At 39.7% G+C, this 17,427-nt stretch carries 15 protein-coding genes; 8 read left to right on the top strand and 7 right to left on the bottom strand.

The window, feature by feature from the left end; all coding sequences use genetic code 11:
- Window positions 1-6 precede the first annotated feature (6 nt).
- The 5 genes from HCU67_RS13300 (at window position 7) to uvrB (ending at window position 7,706) form a co-directional block, all read left to right on the top strand.
- Entirely contained in the window at window positions 7-2,094 is a 2,088-nt protein-coding gene (locus HCU67_RS13300; RefSeq protein WP_345890714.1) for a DUF11 domain-containing protein, read from the top strand.
- A 91-nt stretch (window positions 2,095-2,185) separates the two neighbouring features.
- Window positions 2,186-3,082, top strand: a complete 897-nt coding sequence (locus tag HCU67_RS13305) for an ABC transporter ATP-binding protein (RefSeq protein ID WP_168553089.1) — start codon at window positions 2,186-2,188, stop codon at window positions 3,080-3,082.
- Window positions 3,083-3,085: 3 nt separating this feature from the next.
- Complete coding sequence (locus tag HCU67_RS13310) at window positions 3,086-3,919, top strand: ABC transporter permease (RefSeq protein ID WP_168553090.1); 834 nt, start codon at window positions 3,086-3,088, stop codon at window positions 3,917-3,919.
- A gap of 28 nt (window positions 3,920-3,947) precedes the next feature.
- Window positions 3,948-5,681 (top strand): T9SS type B sorting domain-containing protein, encoded by a 1,734-nt coding sequence (locus HCU67_RS13315; protein WP_168553091.1) that lies wholly within the window; start codon window positions 3,948-3,950, stop codon window positions 5,679-5,681.
- A 36-nt stretch (window positions 5,682-5,717) separates the two neighbouring features.
- Window positions 5,718-7,706, top strand: a complete 1,989-nt coding sequence (gene uvrB, locus HCU67_RS13320; RefSeq protein WP_168553092.1) for an excinuclease ABC subunit UvrB — start codon at window positions 5,718-5,720, stop codon at window positions 7,704-7,706.
- A gap of 94 nt (window positions 7,707-7,800) precedes the next feature.
- On the opposite strand, the gene HCU67_RS13325 is transcribed toward uvrB, so the two are convergent.
- The 6 genes from HCU67_RS13325 to HCU67_RS13350 all read right to left on the bottom strand — a co-directional run bounded on the left by HCU67_RS13325 (window position 7,801) and on the right by HCU67_RS13350 (window position 11,846).
- Entirely contained in the window at window positions 7,801-8,226 is a 426-nt protein-coding gene (locus HCU67_RS13325; RefSeq protein WP_168553093.1) for an Hsp20/alpha crystallin family protein, read from the bottom strand.
- 121 nt (window positions 8,227-8,347) lie between these two features.
- Window positions 8,348-8,749: a TerB family tellurite resistance protein gene (locus HCU67_RS13330; protein WP_168553094.1), complete on the bottom strand. Its 402-nt coding sequence runs from the start codon at window positions 8,747-8,749 to the stop codon at window positions 8,348-8,350.
- A gap of 109 nt (window positions 8,750-8,858) precedes the next feature.
- Window positions 8,859-9,185 carry a hypothetical protein gene (locus HCU67_RS13335; RefSeq protein ID WP_168553095.1) on the bottom strand — a complete coding sequence of 109 codons (327 nt, stop codon included), beginning with the start codon at window positions 9,183-9,185 and terminating at the stop codon, window positions 8,859-8,861.
- Between the two features lie 202 nt (window positions 9,186-9,387).
- The gene (locus tag HCU67_RS13340) at window positions 9,388-9,723 is read right to left on the bottom strand and encodes a hypothetical protein (RefSeq protein ID WP_168553096.1); all 336 of its coding nucleotides are present in this window, start codon (window positions 9,721-9,723) and stop codon (window positions 9,388-9,390) included.
- Between the two features lie 175 nt (window positions 9,724-9,898).
- Complete coding sequence (gene sucC / locus HCU67_RS13345; RefSeq protein WP_168553097.1) at window positions 9,899-11,092, bottom strand: ADP-forming succinate--CoA ligase subunit beta; 1,194 nt, start codon at window positions 11,090-11,092, stop codon at window positions 9,899-9,901.
- A gap of 97 nt (window positions 11,093-11,189) precedes the next feature.
- Window positions 11,190-11,846 carry an LON peptidase substrate-binding domain-containing protein gene (locus HCU67_RS13350; protein ID WP_246865782.1) on the bottom strand — a complete coding sequence of 219 codons (657 nt, stop codon included), beginning with the start codon at window positions 11,844-11,846 and terminating at the stop codon, window positions 11,190-11,192.
- Window positions 11,847-11,983: 137 nt separating this feature from the next.
- Between HCU67_RS13350 and lysA the strand changes: the two genes are divergently transcribed.
- From lysA to HCU67_RS13365, 3 genes are all read left to right on the top strand, one after another.
- The gene (lysA, locus tag HCU67_RS13355) at window positions 11,984-13,225 is read left to right on the top strand and encodes a diaminopimelate decarboxylase (RefSeq protein ID WP_168553099.1); all 1,242 of its coding nucleotides are present in this window, start codon (window positions 11,984-11,986) and stop codon (window positions 13,223-13,225) included.
- 93 nt (window positions 13,226-13,318) lie between these two features.
- Window positions 13,319-13,831: a thioredoxin family protein gene (locus HCU67_RS13360; RefSeq protein ID WP_246865783.1), complete on the top strand. Its 513-nt coding sequence runs from the start codon at window positions 13,319-13,321 to the stop codon at window positions 13,829-13,831.
- Between the two features lie 267 nt (window positions 13,832-14,098).
- Window positions 14,099-15,826 carry an amidohydrolase gene (locus HCU67_RS13365; protein ID WP_168553100.1) on the top strand — a complete coding sequence of 576 codons (1,728 nt, stop codon included), beginning with the start codon at window positions 14,099-14,101 and terminating at the stop codon, window positions 15,824-15,826.
- A 46-nt stretch (window positions 15,827-15,872) separates the two neighbouring features.
- Here the strand turns inward: HCU67_RS13365 and HCU67_RS13370 are convergent, their stop codons facing one another.
- Window positions 15,873-17,405, bottom strand: coding sequence for a dienelactone hydrolase family protein (locus tag HCU67_RS13370; protein ID WP_210423712.1), 1,533 nt, complete (start codon window positions 17,403-17,405; stop codon window positions 15,873-15,875).
- Between the last annotated feature and the right edge of the window lie 22 nt (window positions 17,406-17,427).

Consider the following 17,427-nt stretch of genomic DNA (forward strand, 5'->3'; position numbering starts at 1 on the left):
TGAATTGTGAATCTTAACCTAATTGACAAACTAAGTAAGAAACTACTTTGGTTTCTAGTACTTTTTTTGGGTCTTCATTATGCAAATGCCCAATTAAGTGATTTACATTACCTGCCACCTTTGCGTCAAGGACAAAACAATGGCGCAATTCAACAACAATCCGTATACCTATCTACCCCAGAAACAACTGCTTTCACGGTTAATGTTTACCAAGGAACCAGTGCAACGCCCGTTACTTCATTTTCCATTTCAAATACCGCTCCGGCAGTTTACAATCTCGGTAATGGCAACAATAATGTTACGCTGGTCAATGATTCAAATACTGGTGTAATATTGACCAACAGTGGGCTTCGGTTTGAATCTGTCGGAGGAGAGAATTTTTATGTCAATTATAGGGGTCGATCAGGTTCTCAAGCAGCTTCATTAACTTCAAAAGGTAGAGTGGCCTTAGGGCAAAATTTTAAATGGGGTGGTGTTCCAAACCTTGGGAATCATGTATCTAAATCAAATACATTAGGTATAATGGCCACCGAAGACAATACCACAATAACGCTATCTGGTTACGACCCTGATTGTGAATTTAGAGTTGGTACTGATAGAGCAGGAATTACAGCGGATACGCATACCATAGTACTTGATGCAAACGAATCTTTCGTTTATGAAACCTACATCGGAACTTCACCTACCTTAGCCCATGAAAGAGGTTGGATTGGTGCATCAATCGAAGCAGATAAAGACATTGTAATAAGTAATGGTTCCCTAAACTACGGAAGACAAGTTGGTTCAACAAATCGCGATGCCGGTATCGATCAGCCAGTTCCTGAAAATAGGTTGGGCAAAGAGTATGTATTTATACGTGGTAACGGGAACGCAAACGGATGGACCGAATTTCCTTTGATAATTGCCACTGAAAATAATACCCAAATATTTGTCAACGGTTCAGCTGCAGCTATTGCGACCCTAAATGAAGGTGAGTTTTTTGAAATTCCCAGCAGTAACTACAGTTCGAATACCGTCGGTGCCAATATGTATGTTGAAACTTCAAAAGATGTTTATGCGTACCAATGTATGGGTGGTTCCAATCAGGCCTATACACAAGGCTTAAATTTCGTTGCTCCAGTTAGTTGTTTACTACCTGATGCCATGGATAATATTCCAAATATTCGAGATGCAGCTGGCATTTCATTAAGTGGTGGTGTTACAATTACTGCCGCTACCAATACCCCAGATGCCAATATAACCGTTACCGATGGATCAGGAAGTGTGACACTCCCCGCGTCTTCTCCGGTAGCGGGAACAACCGATTGGAAAACGTTTTACATACCAAACCTAAATGGTGATGTAAGCGTACAATCGACGGGCCCGATAGCGGTCGGATTTTTTGGATTTAATGGAGCAAGGGGAATAGCAGGTTACTATTCCGGATTTGATACCGTACCAGATATAAATCTCCAAATAACAGGAAACAGTTGCCTACCAGGAGCGGTATTGGAGATATCAAGTGGTGAAAGTTTTGATGCCTACCAATGGTACGGGGATGGTCTATTAATCCCTGGGGCAACTTCATCCACTTACACCGCAACCTCAGCTGGGGATTATTTTTTAAGGGTGACCAGAGGGCCATGTAGTTACGACTCCAATTCAATTGCGGTTTACTACTGTGATCCTGATGTTATTTTGAATAAAAACGTCGATCTCAGTAACATCTCGGATGGTTCCAATGTTATTTTTTCAATTACTGTCCAAAATTTTTGGGATAATCCAGTGACGAACCTTGTGGTGACCGACCTGCTTCCGGAAGGACTTGAATTTGTTTCCGCTACCGTAACAACTGGCTCATTTTCCTATCCAAATTGGACGGTAGGAACTGTCAATCCAGGTGATTTGGAAACCTTGACATTAACTGCGAAGGGAGTGATGACAGATATTTATCAGAGTTCTCAAACCTATACCAATACCGTTACCAACACTCAGGATCAAACCGATTTAAACATTACTACGGACAATCCTAGTACGGATGTTACCGTATCAATGATTCAGCCTACAACTGTAATCACAAATCGAAGAATTACAGTGCGTGTGAATAAAAACTGATTTTAAGTTCCGCAAAAACAAAATCGGAACTTGATGTAACAAAAAGAGAAGAGTGTCGTCTAGTTGGTATCAACCAAAAAACACTTCTCTTTTGAGTACAATTCTAACAGTTGACAACCTAACCAAAAAATTTGGTTACCTGACCGCAGTAAAGAATCTTTCATTTACCATTGAAAAAGGAAATGTATACGGGATTCTCGGTCCGAACGGCAGCGGAAAATCCACTACCCTGGGCATAATTCTAAATGTGGTCAACAGGACTTCAGGAAATTTTAGTTGGTTTGATGGCAACACTTCTACCCATGATGCCCTGAAAAAGGTTGGTGCTATAATTGAGCGCCCTAACTTCTATCCTTACATGTCTGCAGTCAAAAATTTAAAACTGGTCTGCAAAATCAAGGAGGTTTCTGAGGATAAAATTCAAGAAAAATTAGAATTGGTAGGCCTTTGGGAGCGGAAAGACAGCAAATTCAAAACGTATTCTTTGGGTATGAAGCAGCGATTGGCCATCGCCTCTGCCCTATTGAACGACCCTGAAATTCTAATTTTAGATGAACCGACCAATGGTTTAGATCCAGCAGGAATTCATCAGATACGTGAAATCATCAAAAAAATAGCTGCTCAAGGCACTACCATTCTCTTAGCCTCTCATTTATTGGATGAAGTTGAAAAGGTCTGTACGCATGTGGTAATACTTCGAAAAGGCGAAAAATTATATTCTGGCCCCGTAGATAGTATGTTGGCCAGTCATGGCTTTTTTGAATTGGCCACTGAAGATCTTGATGCTTTAAAATCAATTCTTGAAAAACATGCGAGTTTCAGTAAAATCGAGGGATATAACGGTACCCTAACAGCCTATCTCAAGGAAGAAATGGATGCAAAGACCTTGAACAAATTGCTGTTTGATAAAGGCATTGTCTTATCCCATCTGGTTAAGCGAAAAGAAAGTCTCGAAGAACAATTTTTAGAATTGACAAAAAACAACTAAGCCATGGTACGACTATTACAAATAGAATTCATAAAACTCTGGAACAACAGGGCCAGCAAGGTCTTGATTACGAGTTATTTTGTCTTGCTTACTTCCATAGCTCTTATTGCTGCCATAAAATTTGACATAGGGCCAGTTAAATTTCACCTTGCCGAACAAGGTATCTTCAATTTTCCTTACATCTGGCACTTCAACACTTTTGTAACGGCAATTTTTAAGCTCTTTCTGGCAATTGTCATTGTATCGATGATGGCTAATGAATATAGCAATAAGACCATCAAGCAGAATTTGATTGATGGACTTTCCAAAAAGGAATTCATACTTTCAAAATTCTTGACAGTTGTTTCATTTTCAGCAATTTCAACCCTCTTTGTATTCGTTGTAAGCCTGATTTTGGGACTGATTTATTCCGATTACAATGAGTTTTCCATAATCTTCTCTGATTTAGAATTTTTATTGGCATTTTTCGTGAAACTTGTTGGCTTCTTCTCGTTTTGCCTCTTTCTAGGGATATTCGTGAAACGTTCGGCATTTGCACTCGGATTTCTAATTCTTTGGCAAGTTTTTGAAGGTTTTGTTAGAGGCATGCTGCGTTGGAAAGTCTTTGATGGCAAAGGTACTGACGCGGTTATGGCGTTCTTTCCATTAAATGCAATGTTCAAGCTTATAGATGAGCCATTTAGTCGATTAAGTGCTGTTCAAAATGTAGCAAGTCAAATTGGTGAGGAATTCAAATTGGATTACTATGTACACTGGTACGAAATCCTCATAGTTCTTGGTTGGACGGCTATTTTTATCTATTTGTCCTACGCCCTATTAAAAAAGCGCGATTTGTAGTAACTTACAGCGTCGAGGATGCTGTATGATGAAAAAATTGCTCCATATTACCCTTTTTTGTTTTGGGTTGTATTCATTTGGTCAGGATTGTCCTGATTTGTTGAGCCCCTTCAATGGTGAAACAAATGTGCCTGTAGATACGAATATAACCTGGGAGGTTGTCCCAGGAGTCCCCGGTTATGAAATTCTTTTAGGTACGACTCCAGGAGGCAATGACCTTGGTGGTGGCGTGGTTGGTAGTGCAACTTCCTACACCCCGCCTTTAGGATTACCAGAGAACACAGAGGTTTTTGTAACGATTATCCTCAGCTTCTTTGCCCAAAGTGGTGGCGGAGACGACATTCCCTGTGATGGGTATTCCTTTACCACAGAAGATGTTACTACCGCCCCTGGCTGTACGCAAATGGTGGTCCCGGCAGATGGTGCAACAAACGTCAGTGTATTTACAAATATCTCTTGGTTATATGCCTCCACTGCGACCAGTTATGACATAACGATAGGAACGACCCCTGGAGCTGGGGACCTTTATACAATTAATGACATTCAAAGTCTGAGTTTTTTCCCACCTACGGAATTTCCACCTAACACCGAGATATTCGTTCAAATTATACCAAAGAACGAAAACGGGTCCGCCAACCCTTGTCAAGAGTTTAGCTTTACCACTCGAGAAGTTTCCCCTTTACCGGGTTGTACAAATCTATTAAGTCCATTGAACGGTTCAGTCAATGTGCCTTTAACGCCCTTGATAGAATGGGTCGCGGTTCCTGGCGCCACAGGATATCGATTGACGATTGGTGACACCCCTGGTAGTAATAATGTATTGGACAACGCCGTATTTACCACCAATTCAACCTTTGTCCTTGACTTTGAGCCAAACAAAACATTTTTTATCACCATTGTACCCTTTAATGATTCCGGTGATGCAATCGGTTGCAACACTGAAACTTTCTCCACACTCCTGGGTTGTGGTCCGTTTTTAGATTTGGATACCGGAGAACTGGTATCCCTAAATCCAGTGTTCGATTTCCCCCCTGTATTTTCCTTTTGTGAAAATGAAGATCCGTTGGTGATATCGGCCCCGATTATTGCTGATGGTTATCGTTGGTTCGAAGTTGATACTTTTGGCAATATTGACCTTATTTCTGAAGATCGACAAATAACCGTTGATGAAATTGGTAATTTCCAATTGGAAGCATATTTCTTGATATCCCAGCCTGGTGATGTTATAGAATGCGCAACCTTGGTTGATTTTGAAGTGGTTTCATCAGAAATTCCAACCATTAATAATTTAAGGGTAACCGATACCGCCTTAGGTCTACGAATAGAAGTAGAAGCTTCGGGCATTGGTGATTATGAGTATGCTATAGATGATATAAATGGTCCCTATAAGGATAGCAACGTTTTTAATAATGTTACCCCTGGTAGCCATGTCATTTATGTTCGGGACAAAAATGGTTGTGGTGTTGCAGAAGAAAGGTTTGAGCAAGATTTAACCGTAGAAGGTTTTCCTAAATTCTTCTCTCCTAATGGTGATGGCGTAAATGACTTTTGGCAATTTATTCAGCCTGACGGTCAAAATATTGTGCTGACTAGTATTCAAATATTTAATCGGTTTGGGCTTCTGCTAAAACAAATTGATCAAAACTCCCGAGGGTGGGATGGCACTTTTAATGGTAACGATTTACCAGCATCCGATTACTGGTTCATTGCCATTGATGATTCAAACAAAGAATTCAGAGGACATTTTTCCCTAAAACGATAGGGCCTAAATCAGCTCAAACTTGATTATTTTCGAGTAATGAAATTCAAAGTCGTATCCGAATTTTCGCCAACTGGTGACCAGCCCCAAGCAATCAAACAACTATCTGAAGGCATTGAAAATGGTGACCAGCACCAAACCTTACTAGGGGTAACCGGTTCCGGTAAAACCTTTACCGTCGCCAACGTGGTTGCTGAAGTACAACGACCAACATTGGTATTGGCTCACAATAAGACATTAGCGGCGCAATTGTATTCGGAATTCAAACAATTCTTCCCAGAGAATGCCATTGAATATTTTGTTTCGTATTACGATTATTATCAGCCAGAAGCCTACATCCCAACCACGGGTACATATATCGAGAAAGACCTTTCTATTAATGAGGACATTGAAAAGCTTCGCCTTAGTACAACTTCGTCCCTACTCTCTGGGAGACGGGATGTTCTAGTTGTTGCTTCGGTTTCTTGTCTATATGGTATTGGAAATCCGATAGAATTTCAAAAAAATGTCATCCAGATTCATCGAGACCAAGTAATTGCTAGAACCAAACTGCTTAAGCTTTTAGTTCAAAGCCTTTATTCCAGAACTACAGCTGATTTCAGAAATGGAAATTTTAGGGTCAAAGGAGATGTTGTCGATGTGTTCCCAGGATATGCTGACCATGCCTATCGCATTCATTTTTTCGGTGATGAGATTGAGGATATCGAGGCCTTGGACCCATTTAATAATACCGTAATCGAGAAATATGAGCGCCTAAATATATACCCGGCCAATATGTTCGTGACCTCCCCGGATGTATTGCAAAATGCTATACGGGAAATACAGGACGATTTGGTCAAACAAATAGACTATTTCAAAGATATTGCCAAGCCTTTGGAAGCCAAACGCCTTGAAGAACGAACAAACTTTGATTTGGAAATGATACGAGAACTAGGGTATTGCTCTGGTATTGAGAACTATTCTCGCTACCTGGATGGCCGTGAACCCGGTACCCGACCCTTCTGTTTATTGGATTACTTTCCAGATGATTACCTAATGGTGATTGACGAAAGCCATGTAACCATTCCACAGGTTCATGCTATGTACGGTGGGGATAGGTCAAGAAAAGAAAATCTGGTAGAATATGGATTTCGATTACCTGCGGCGCTAGATAACCGGCCATTGAAGTTTGAAGAGTTTGAAATGCTCCAAAACCAGGTAATGTATGTAAGTGCCACACCTGCAGATTATGAACTTCAATTGAGTGAAGGGGTTTACGTAGAGCAAGTTATTCGACCCACCGGTTTATTGGACCCTATTATTGAAGTTAGACCAAGTCAAAACCAAATTGACGATTTAATTGAAGAAATTCAAAAACGGGTAGAACTAGATGAACGAACACTTGTCACAACTTTGACCAAACGAATGGCCGAAGAATTGGTAAAATACCTAACGCGAATAGATATTCGATGTCGCTACATTCATAGTGATGTAGATACTTTGGAACGGGTTGAGATCATGCAAGATTTGAGAAAAGGGCTATTTGACGTTTTAGTTGGGGTTAATCTGCTGCGTGAAGGTCTTGATCTTCCTGAAGTTTCTTTGGTGGCTATTTTAGATGCAGACAAAGAAGGGTTCTTGCGAAGCAATCGCTCGCTTACCCAAACAGTCGGGCGGGCCGCAAGAAACCTAAACGGTATGGCAATCATGTATGCCGATACGATTACCGACAGTATGCAAAAAACCATTGATGAAACCAATTACCGAAGGGAAAAACAAATGGCATACAATACCGAAAATAATATTGTACCCAAAGCTTTAAATAAGAGCTTGGACAATGCATTGGCCAAGAATTCGGTTTCGACATATCATTTTGAAAAAGAAGCCATGCGAGCTGCTGAACCTGATTTGGAATACCTTACTCCTGAACAACGGGAGAAGGTGATTCGTGAGAAACGAAAGGCAATGGAAAAAGCAGCCAAAGAACTCAACTTTATGGAGGCGGCAAAACTCAGGGACGAAATAAAAATGCTTCAAGAACAGGAGTAAAAAAAGAAAGCGCCACAAGTGTGACGCTTTCCCTAACTAACCAACTAAACAAACCAACCATCATGAAACACCTTAGTTGGTGCTCTCTGATTTCTTAACCTATTTCAATCAATCTTTTTGGTTTTGGCAATGCCTCTTCTTTTTTGGGCAAAGTCAATTTTAATATTCCTTCTTCATGCTTTGCATGAATTTTGTCTTCATCTATTGTTTCAGGTAATGAAAACGCTCTTTTAAAAGATGAGAATGAAAATTCCTTTCTGGTAAAATTGGCCTCCTTGCTTTCACTTTCGTGACGTGCCTCTGATGAAATGGTTAAAATACTCTCGTCAACTTCAATATTTACGTCTTCTTTCTTTAAACCTGGAATCGCCAACTCCAACTCAAAATTATCATCATTCTCCTTAATGTTCACTGCAGGAACATTTCTGTTTCCATTTTCCAATCCTCCAAACCAATCTGGACTAAGTAAGTCGTTAAACAATGAAGGAAATAACACTTGGTTTCTTTTAACTAAACTCATAACTAATATCTTAAAGGTTAAACTGATTTTTAAGTTCACCAGTTAAAGGACAAAAGCTATACCAACGCTATTTTAATGCCATTATGGCATTTTTGAAAAGAAAATTAATGACGTTTTGTCATTAATTGTAGTGGTTCCGAAATATCTCAATGAGTTTTTTAGGAGGAATGGCAAAATTGGGGTATTTGTGCATTTCAGACAATACCTCTTCAATAGCTGCTGGCGAAAGTCCTAATTTAAAACCCATCTCGTGCAATTTCTTAAGTTCTGAAAGCTGTTGTTTTTGATCAATATTCATTAGCAACAACAACCTATGAAATTGAACAATACGCTCACCTAGCTTTTTGGGCATTACGGGTTCAGGTGCGTCACCAAGTAGCTCGTCGAAGGCTTTTTTGGTCACACCTAGGGTCTGGGCAACATTGAATATAAAATCGTATTCAGATTCTTTGATGGAGTGGTCCGATTGCGCAAAGGCAATCATTTGCGATAAGATGCCGATTTTTTCTTCGTAGGTACTCATAGTTGACTTGGATTACTATAATTAACTCATTTTGAACCCAAATCGTATAAATGAAAAAAATCCTGGGGGGAAATCCCAGGATTTTTGACTAATTCAAATAACCAGTTTTTTAGGCAGTAATCCGAACTGGGACGGTGTAAATTTTTCCTTCCTTAACTTGGCTAAGCTCTACTTTTTGATAATTCAATCGACCTTTCACAAAGCCTTCTAAAGCCTCACTTTTGGTTTCAATTGACAATACAACGATTTCACCTTCTTGATTAACCGTAAATCGCACATCAGCGGTCAAGTCGTCCCTAACCTCTAAGGTGTTGCCATCAAGCATGGCATGAATTTGTTCAGATAGGTTTTTTGTTGGGCCATCAGCTGGACCAGCGGCGTAAGAAGTTGCTACAAATAATAAAGCGGCACTAAGGAATAAACTAATTTTTCTCATGATACATTCGTTTTTTTAAGATTGATAATTTGATGAATATGCAATAAAGACGCCCAAAAATTGATAACGTTACAGGAAAAAATATTTTTAACAGAATTTTAATTAATTGGAGGTCTTGGATTTTTTTGATTCTATTTGAGCCTTGTTGTTTTTAAAATTGAAAAAGGGTAATGCTATGAACATTACCCTTCAACTATCAATCTTAAATAGTTACCCTTACCTCTACAACATAGACCTCATCATAGGAAACTGGGTCAACCGATAGTTTTTCCCCTGCTAACTTATCACCTATAAGTCCTTTCAAGTCTTCTCGTTCGGATTGAATGCGGATCAACTCAATTTCTCCACTTTCATTGAGCTTAAATAGTACCCTTGCTGTAACATCATTGTCAGAAACATCGATGTCATTTTTAGATAAAAGACCCTCCAATTGCTTTGAAATCTTTTTTGTTGGGTTCTCAAATACGGGTTCATTGGCCGATACCAATGCAAAAGCGAACAAAGCCGCCGCTAAAGAATAAATTTTCGTCTTTTTCATGATTGAACGTTTTAAAATGATTACTAATTGATTGATGAATTCATTTAAAAGACTTAATCCTTTTGAAGAATGTTACAGCTAAATATTCTTTTAACGTGTTTTTAAGTTCCTTCTCCTTGGGCATAAAAAAAGAGGCAAAATGCCTCTTTCCTATTTTATATGTTTCTTGACAACTTTAGGCCAACACTTCTTTTACTTTATCAGCTGCTTCTTGAAACTGAACAGCGGAGTGAACCGCAAGACCAGAACTGTCAATAATCTCTTTGGCTAGTTCTGCATTCGTTCCTTGCAATCTTACAATAATTGGAACTTGAATGGCATCACCCATATTCTTATAAGCATCAACAACACCTTGTGCAACACGGTCACATCTAACAATACCTCCAAAAATATTAATGAGGATTGCTTTCACATTAGGGTCTTTTAGTATTATTCTGAATGCCTCTTCTACTCTTTTCGCATCGGCAGTCCCTCCAACATCAAGAAAGTTAGCCGGTTCCCCACCAGCCATCTTGATCAAATCCATTGTAGCCATTGCAAGTCCGGCACCATTGACCATACAACCAACGTTACCATCCAAATCAACGTAGTTCAGACCCACAGCTTTAGCTTCAACTTCAATCGGATTTTCTTCTCGAATATCGCGCATCTCAGCATAGGCCTTTCTTCGATAAAGGGCATTATCATCAATAGTAACCTTCGCATCAACAGCCATTATCTTGTCATCCGATGTCTTTAAGACTGGGTTGATTTCAAAAAGACTGGAATCACTCTCAACATAAGCTCTGTACAAAGCAGTGACGAATTTGACCATGTCTTTGAAAGCAGCTCCAGACAAGCCTAGGTTGAATGCAATTTTACGTGCTTGAAATGGCAATAGACCCACTGCAGGGTCAATTTCTTCCGTATGAATCAAATGTGGCGTTTTCTCAGCAACTTCCTCAATATCCATACCCCCTTCAGTAGAATACATGATCATGTTTCTACCAGTACCCCTATTCAAAAGAACGGACATGTAGAATTCACTGGTTTCGCTGTCACCTGGATAATACACATCTTCGGCAATCAACACTTGGTGAACTTTTTTACCCTCAGCAGAAGTCTGAGGAGTGACCAAATTCATTCCGATAATGCTTCCTGCCAATTCTTCAACTTCTTTCAGGTTTTTGGCAAGTTTAACACCACCACCTTTTCCACGGCCACCTGCATGTACCTGTGCTTTTATCACATGCCACCCAGTACCTGTCTCTTGTGTTAATTGTTTTGCGGCATCAACAGCTTCCTTGGCATTGTGCGCAACAATACCACGCTGAATTCGAACCCCAAAACTGGCCAAAACTTCTTTTCCCTGATATTCGTGAAGATTCATATGTCTTAGTATTATTTAAATCGGCACAAAAATAGGAAACGTGAACCGCAATTAACAATTGAATTGCGAAGAAAAAAACAATGCTAAAGTAAAGTGGCTATTTCACCTCGAAATCATTGAAATCCAAGGGGTCGAAATTCTTAAAATGCCCATTCATTTCAATGGTGGCTTTTGTGCGGTTTATCTGATTGAGAATTTCGATGGTCCCATCCAAATGGTTTGTAATGAAATTCAAACGATCAGTTTCATTTGCCAATTGTAGCAGTTCATATTCTTGCTCAAAAGAAAGGCCCATCTTGTGTGCAAAGGCGTAACTATTGAACTTATCCAAGGTTGTTGGAGGCATTTGAACGGCCATTAAATCATATAGGACCTCGATTTTTTCGAGTACGCTCTTTCGCAAAGACTCTGGCGCGTCGTTGTTACTGTCCAAGAATTCAACCAAGCCACCAGCGTACAACTTTCCATCCATCTCGTTGTCAAAAGTCAGGATACGAAATACCTGTCGGGCAACACAAACAACATCCATCTCGCCACCCTCATAAGAATTTACCACTTCTACCAATTGTACTTCAGTTCCAAATCGCACCCCGTCATCGATATATACCGGAATACCGAATGTAATGGCTTCCTCCCTACAATCGTTGATCAATTGTTTGTATCGTTCCTCAAATATGTGCAATGGAACTGTCTCCCCTGGAAAAAAAACGGACTGCAAAGGGAATAAAGGTAACTTCATAAATGTACTTTGCATAAATGTAGGAAGCACCTCAAAAAGAAACAACTTTAGAATATGTTATTTTTATAACAAATTGTTTGTTTTCTATATTTAAAGAAAGTTATTTTTGCTTTGACCATAGACCTAGACTACATTTACTAAAAATACTTTTGATGAAATCGGAAAGACTTGTAAAAATCGCTGAAGAATTTGGTGCTCCGCTTTATGTATACGATTCTGGAAAAATAAAATCACAATACCAAAGGTTGACAAATGCGTTTTCAGGAGTTAAGAAACTTCGGCTGAATTATGCGGCGAAGGCGCTTTCCAATTTGAGTATTTTGAAGTTATTGAACAGTTTTGGCAGTGGATTGGACACGGTTTCGATACAAGAGGTCAAATTGGGACTCTTGGCAGGTTTTGCTCCTGAGAAAATTATATATACGCCCAATGGGGTCTCTTTAGAAGAAATTGAAGAGGCCGCTGCGCTGGGTGTACAAATCAATATTGACAACCTTTCCCTTTTGGAACAATTTGGGCACAAACATCCAGATATTCCTGTTTGTATACGAATCAATCCGCACGTAATGGCGGGTGGAAACTCAAATATTTCAGTAGGCCATATCGATTCCAAATTTGGTATCAGCATTCATCAAATACCGCACTTGCTCCGTATTGTTGAATTGACTAATATGAACATTAATGGTATTCATATGCATACCGGAAGTGATATTCTTGATATTGATGTTTTCCTTTATGCTTCTGAAATTCTATTCGAAACGGCTAAAAACTTTAAAAATCTAGACTTCATTGATTTCGGTAGTGGATTTAAAGTACCTTATAAAGAAGGGGATATTCAAACAAATGTTGAAGAACTCGGTAAAAAGCTTACCGAACGTTTCAACCAATTTTGTGAGGAATATGGAAAAGACCTCACTTTAGCCTTCGAACCAGGAAAATTTTTGGTCAGCGAGGCGGGTTATTTCTTGGCAAAAGTCAATGTAGTCAAACAAACGACTTCAACTGTTTTTGCAAGTATCGATTCCGGTTTCAACCACCTAATACGCCCAATGCTCTACGGAGCGAAGCACGAGATTGTGAATATTTCAAACCCAAAAGGACGGGAACGATTTTATTCCGTTGTGGGATACATATGTGAAACGGACACGTTTGGAAGCAACCGTCGAATCAGTGAAATTTCTGAGGGCGATGTTTTGGCCTTTAAAAATGCTGGCGCATATTGCTTTACCATGGCAAGCAATTACAATTCACGTTACAGACCTGCAGAAGTGTTGTGGCATGATGGAAAGGCCATCTTAATCCGTAAAAGGGAGACCTTTGATGATATCTTAAGAAACCAAGTGGACACTAAAGATTTATTCCAACCAAAGAATCAAAAGGTTGCCGTAAAGTAATCTAGGGCTTAAGATGCCTACATGAGTGATAATTTTTTGGCACAATTTTCGTTAGTTTTGATATAGTTTCAGACTAAGAAAAAAACACCCCTCATGATTCGCATGATTACATTTTCCTTGTTGCTATTGTTTTCAGCTTCAATCGCTGCACAAGAAATCAATTGGATATCCTTTGAAGAGGCAGTGACAGAAGCCCAAAAAGAGGGTAATACCAAAAAAATCTTTGTCGATGTTTACACCGATTGGTGTGGTTGGTGCAAGAAAATGGATAAGGATACTTTCCAGAATCCTGAGGTGGCAGCATACATGCAGGAGAATTTCTTAATGGTAAAGTTCAATGCTGAGGGAAAAGAACCTATTGAATTTGATGGCAGAACATTTGAATATGTGCCTTCAGGACGTCGTGGTTACCATCAATTGGCCTTGGCGCTATTAAAGGGAAGGTTGAGCTATCCTACCGTAGTTTTTCTTGATGAAGAAATGAAGATGCTATCCCCAGTACCGGGCTACCAGAAGGTAGACCCATTTATGCAAATTGCACGGTATTTTGGCGAAAACATTTACAAAGAACAGGACTGGAAGAGTTACTCTGCCACTGGAAAGTAACGACTTTTTCTTCCGGATTCAGCACCTCAATCCGTATTCCAACCATCTTCGCCCAACGCAGTATTTCAAGACACTATTTAAATTTATTGCAGTCATTTAGTAGCTGTCAACTAGTTAACGGCTTTCCTTAAAGCAGCTACTTAGATGCTATAGTTTGGGAATCTATTGGTTTTCCGAATAAGTCCATCCTTATGAACTTGACCGGTATTGATGTCACCTGTATCCTAGCCAATAAAATTGTAACTTCTACATCCTAAACAACCCAACATGAAATTTCACAAGCTTCAAAGTTTCAGTATCATCCTATGTTTTGTCCTTATGACTTCTTGTTCAAATCTGAATAAGGAATCTGCCACCTTATTGATTCATGGTGGTCCAATTTATACTGTAGATACTATTCAGCCTATGGTCGAAGCAGTTGCAGTAAGTGGAAATCAGATTGTATTTGCCGGCAACTTGGCAGATGCAGAAAAGTTCAAAACCGAAACAACAAAAATCATTGATTTAAAGGGAAAAACCATGACTCCGGGGCTTATTGAAGGCCATGGCCACTTCATGGGAGTAGGCTATAATGAACTGAATCTAGACCTACTCAATACCACTAGTTACCAAGAAATTGTGGATGCGGTTGCAGCCGCTGTACAAGAAGCCGAACCTGGTGAATGGATTACCGGGCGTGGTTGGCACCAAAGCAAATGGGATGAACTACCCGAAGATGCCGTAAAAGGTTTTCAAACGCATTATAAACTCAGTGAAGTTTCTCCTGACAACCCCGTCTATTTAAGACATGCAAGTGGTCATGCAGGGTTTGCCAATGCAAAGGCCATGGAGGTTTCAGGTTTACGACTATTGCCAAAAGAAGGAATTGATCAAATGTCGGTTGAAGGCGGAGAAGTCATTCGTGATGGTTTGGGAAGGCCAACTGGAATTTTCAATGAGCGGGCCATGACCCTAATAACACAACATATTCCCGAAACCACACCTGAGAAAAACAAAAAGGCTTTTGAATTGGCAGTTGCAGCTTGCCACCGATTGGGAATTACAAGTTTTCACGATGCCGGTATTGGTCGTGAGACCATAGAACTCTATGACGAAATGAAAGCCAATGGAAACCTTAAGTTACGTATGTATGGCATGGTAACGGGCTGGGACAAAGAACTAATCGAGGAGTGGTATGAAAAAGGTCCTCATATTGACCCTGATCATATCTTTACCATACGATCTATCAAGCTTAACTGCGATGGAGCGTTGGGGTCAAGAGGTGCTTGGCTTTTGGAAGAGTATACTGACCGACCAGGTCATTATGGCCATGAAACGCTACCTATGGAATTTGTAGAAGAGACCTCCTTTAATGCATTACGCAACGGCTTTCAGGTTTGCTCACATGCAATTGGTGATAGAGCCAACCGCGAAATATTAGATCGCTACGAAACCGCATTTAAAGAATTACCAGACCTAAAAGAAGATCATCGATTTAGAATTGAACATGCACAACACTTACACCCCGATGATATTCCACGCTTTGCTGAACTTGGAGTAATACCCGCTATGCAGGCGGTACATCTTTCTTCTGATCGGCCTTGGGCCATATTCCGTTTAGGATTAATGCGTATTCAACATGGCGCATATGTTTGGCAAACACTTTTACAAAGCGGGGTTCCTATAGTTAACGGTACCGATGCCCCTGTAGAACCATTGAACCCAATACCAAGTTTATACGCGAGTGTTACGCGTAAAACCCTTAAGGGACTGCCAGAAGGAGGATATGAACCCTCGCAAAAAATGACTCGGGAACAGGCCTTAAAGTCATATACCCTTGATGCCGCCTATGGTGCTTTCGAGGAAAATATTAAGGGCTCCATCGAACTTGGAAAGCTTGCCGATTTCACCATTTACAACCAAGATTTAATGACGGTACCTGAGGATGAACTATTGAAAACCGAAGTGGAAATGACCATTTTTAATGGAGAAGTGGTCTATACCAAAACAAAATAGTCATTTAGTATTTGGATAAGGACTTCGAAAGCAAATCAAGTAGCTATCAATTTTTTAATTGAATAAGGCGATTTTTTGCATTTTGATTGCTTGAATCCAACCGAAGTGAAGTTTCGAAACTTGATATGGCTTTTTCGTTATTTCCCATAAAAAAGTAACCCTCACCCATACTATCATATAGGTTTGACGATTCTGGATATAGTCTTGTTGCAAACTCAAAAACTTTGATACCCTTTTCCGCAGTTTTTGGATTAAATACCAATTGCAGGCCCAAATTGTTGAGAGCTCCTTCCGGTATTTCCAATTCAGGATGCTCTTTCCGAAATTCAATGTAGCGTTCAAAAATATTTTGATAATCGTCTTCACGCACCAGTTCATGAAAAACTCTAAAATCAAAATTGGCGGTCTTTGGTTTTTTAGACTCTTTCTGAACTAAATCAGATTTAAGGCCATTTTCCTGTGGTTCGTTTTCCAAAAATTGTAAGGCATCAACTGAACCCTTCAAATGGCCATTAAAAAAATTTAAAACGTATTCGGATACCCATTTATAGGATTCCATTATTTCGGAATCACTTTTGTCCTGTCGGATGTCCCTAGTCTGAAACAACACCCCTAAAGTGCTAAAATACGAGTGGCTCAAAGCATTGAATTTCATTTTATAGGCTGTGCTGTTTTGAAGGGAGTCGTACAACTGAAATTTATAGTTCAGTTCAGGATTTATATTATCCTTTTTAATCACTTCTTCCGGAATTTCCTTTTGTGCAATATGCAGATAGGGAACATCTATTTTTTTAAAATCAAAGAATGGCGATTTTTCAAGTAATTCATATCGATAGCGTTCCGTTCCATCCAAACTCATAACCGCTTTGATATTTGCATTCCGCATTTGCACAACCATATTTGAGAGTCCACCAAAACTAAAACCTATGAGACCCAATTGGTCCATATTGGCAATTTCCATCTTTCGTACCTCTTGAATTAAAAATTCAACGTCCCTAGCCTGCGTTTCCATATCCTTAGCCGTTCCTCCTTCAAAAAAACGATTATCAGCTCCCCTACTTGTACTTGCAATGACGACATAGCCATGGCTTGCCAAGTATTCACAAAGTCTAAAGTTTTCTATGGAAACAGCCTGATAACTGGGGGCATACACCACGACAGGAAATTTGCCCTTGACCGCCCTGAGTTCAGAAAATGCTGTGGTTTGTTCTGATAGGTGTTTTTGATTTTCAGTGGTGTTAGCATAGTAAAACCAATTCAAAATATGCTCATTTGGTAGGTATTCCCACTCTTCCTCAACTTTTAAAATTTCCATATAATTCAATACAGAAAGTGGCTCGAGTGGTGGTGAGGTTTTAATGGCGGGATACCAAATACTGGTTAAGATAGGCCTAGCTGTACTCTTGGTGTCCCAATCAGCAATTCGTTGGTAGGTTCTTGAGCTATCGTAAGTCTTGTAATGACTAAAGCCCACAGCATAATTTCCATTTTTTAAGCCGATTTCACTTAATGAAGTTTGACCCGTGAGTAGATTTATAGAAACAAATAGTAATACTAGTAAAGTTTGGTTGATTCGCATCTTTATTGAAGTAAGGTTTCTT

It is taken from the genome of Croceivirga thetidis (genome assembly GCF_012272815.1).
Classification (GTDB): Bacteria; Bacteroidota; Bacteroidia; order Flavobacteriales; family Flavobacteriaceae; genus Croceivirga; species Croceivirga thetidis.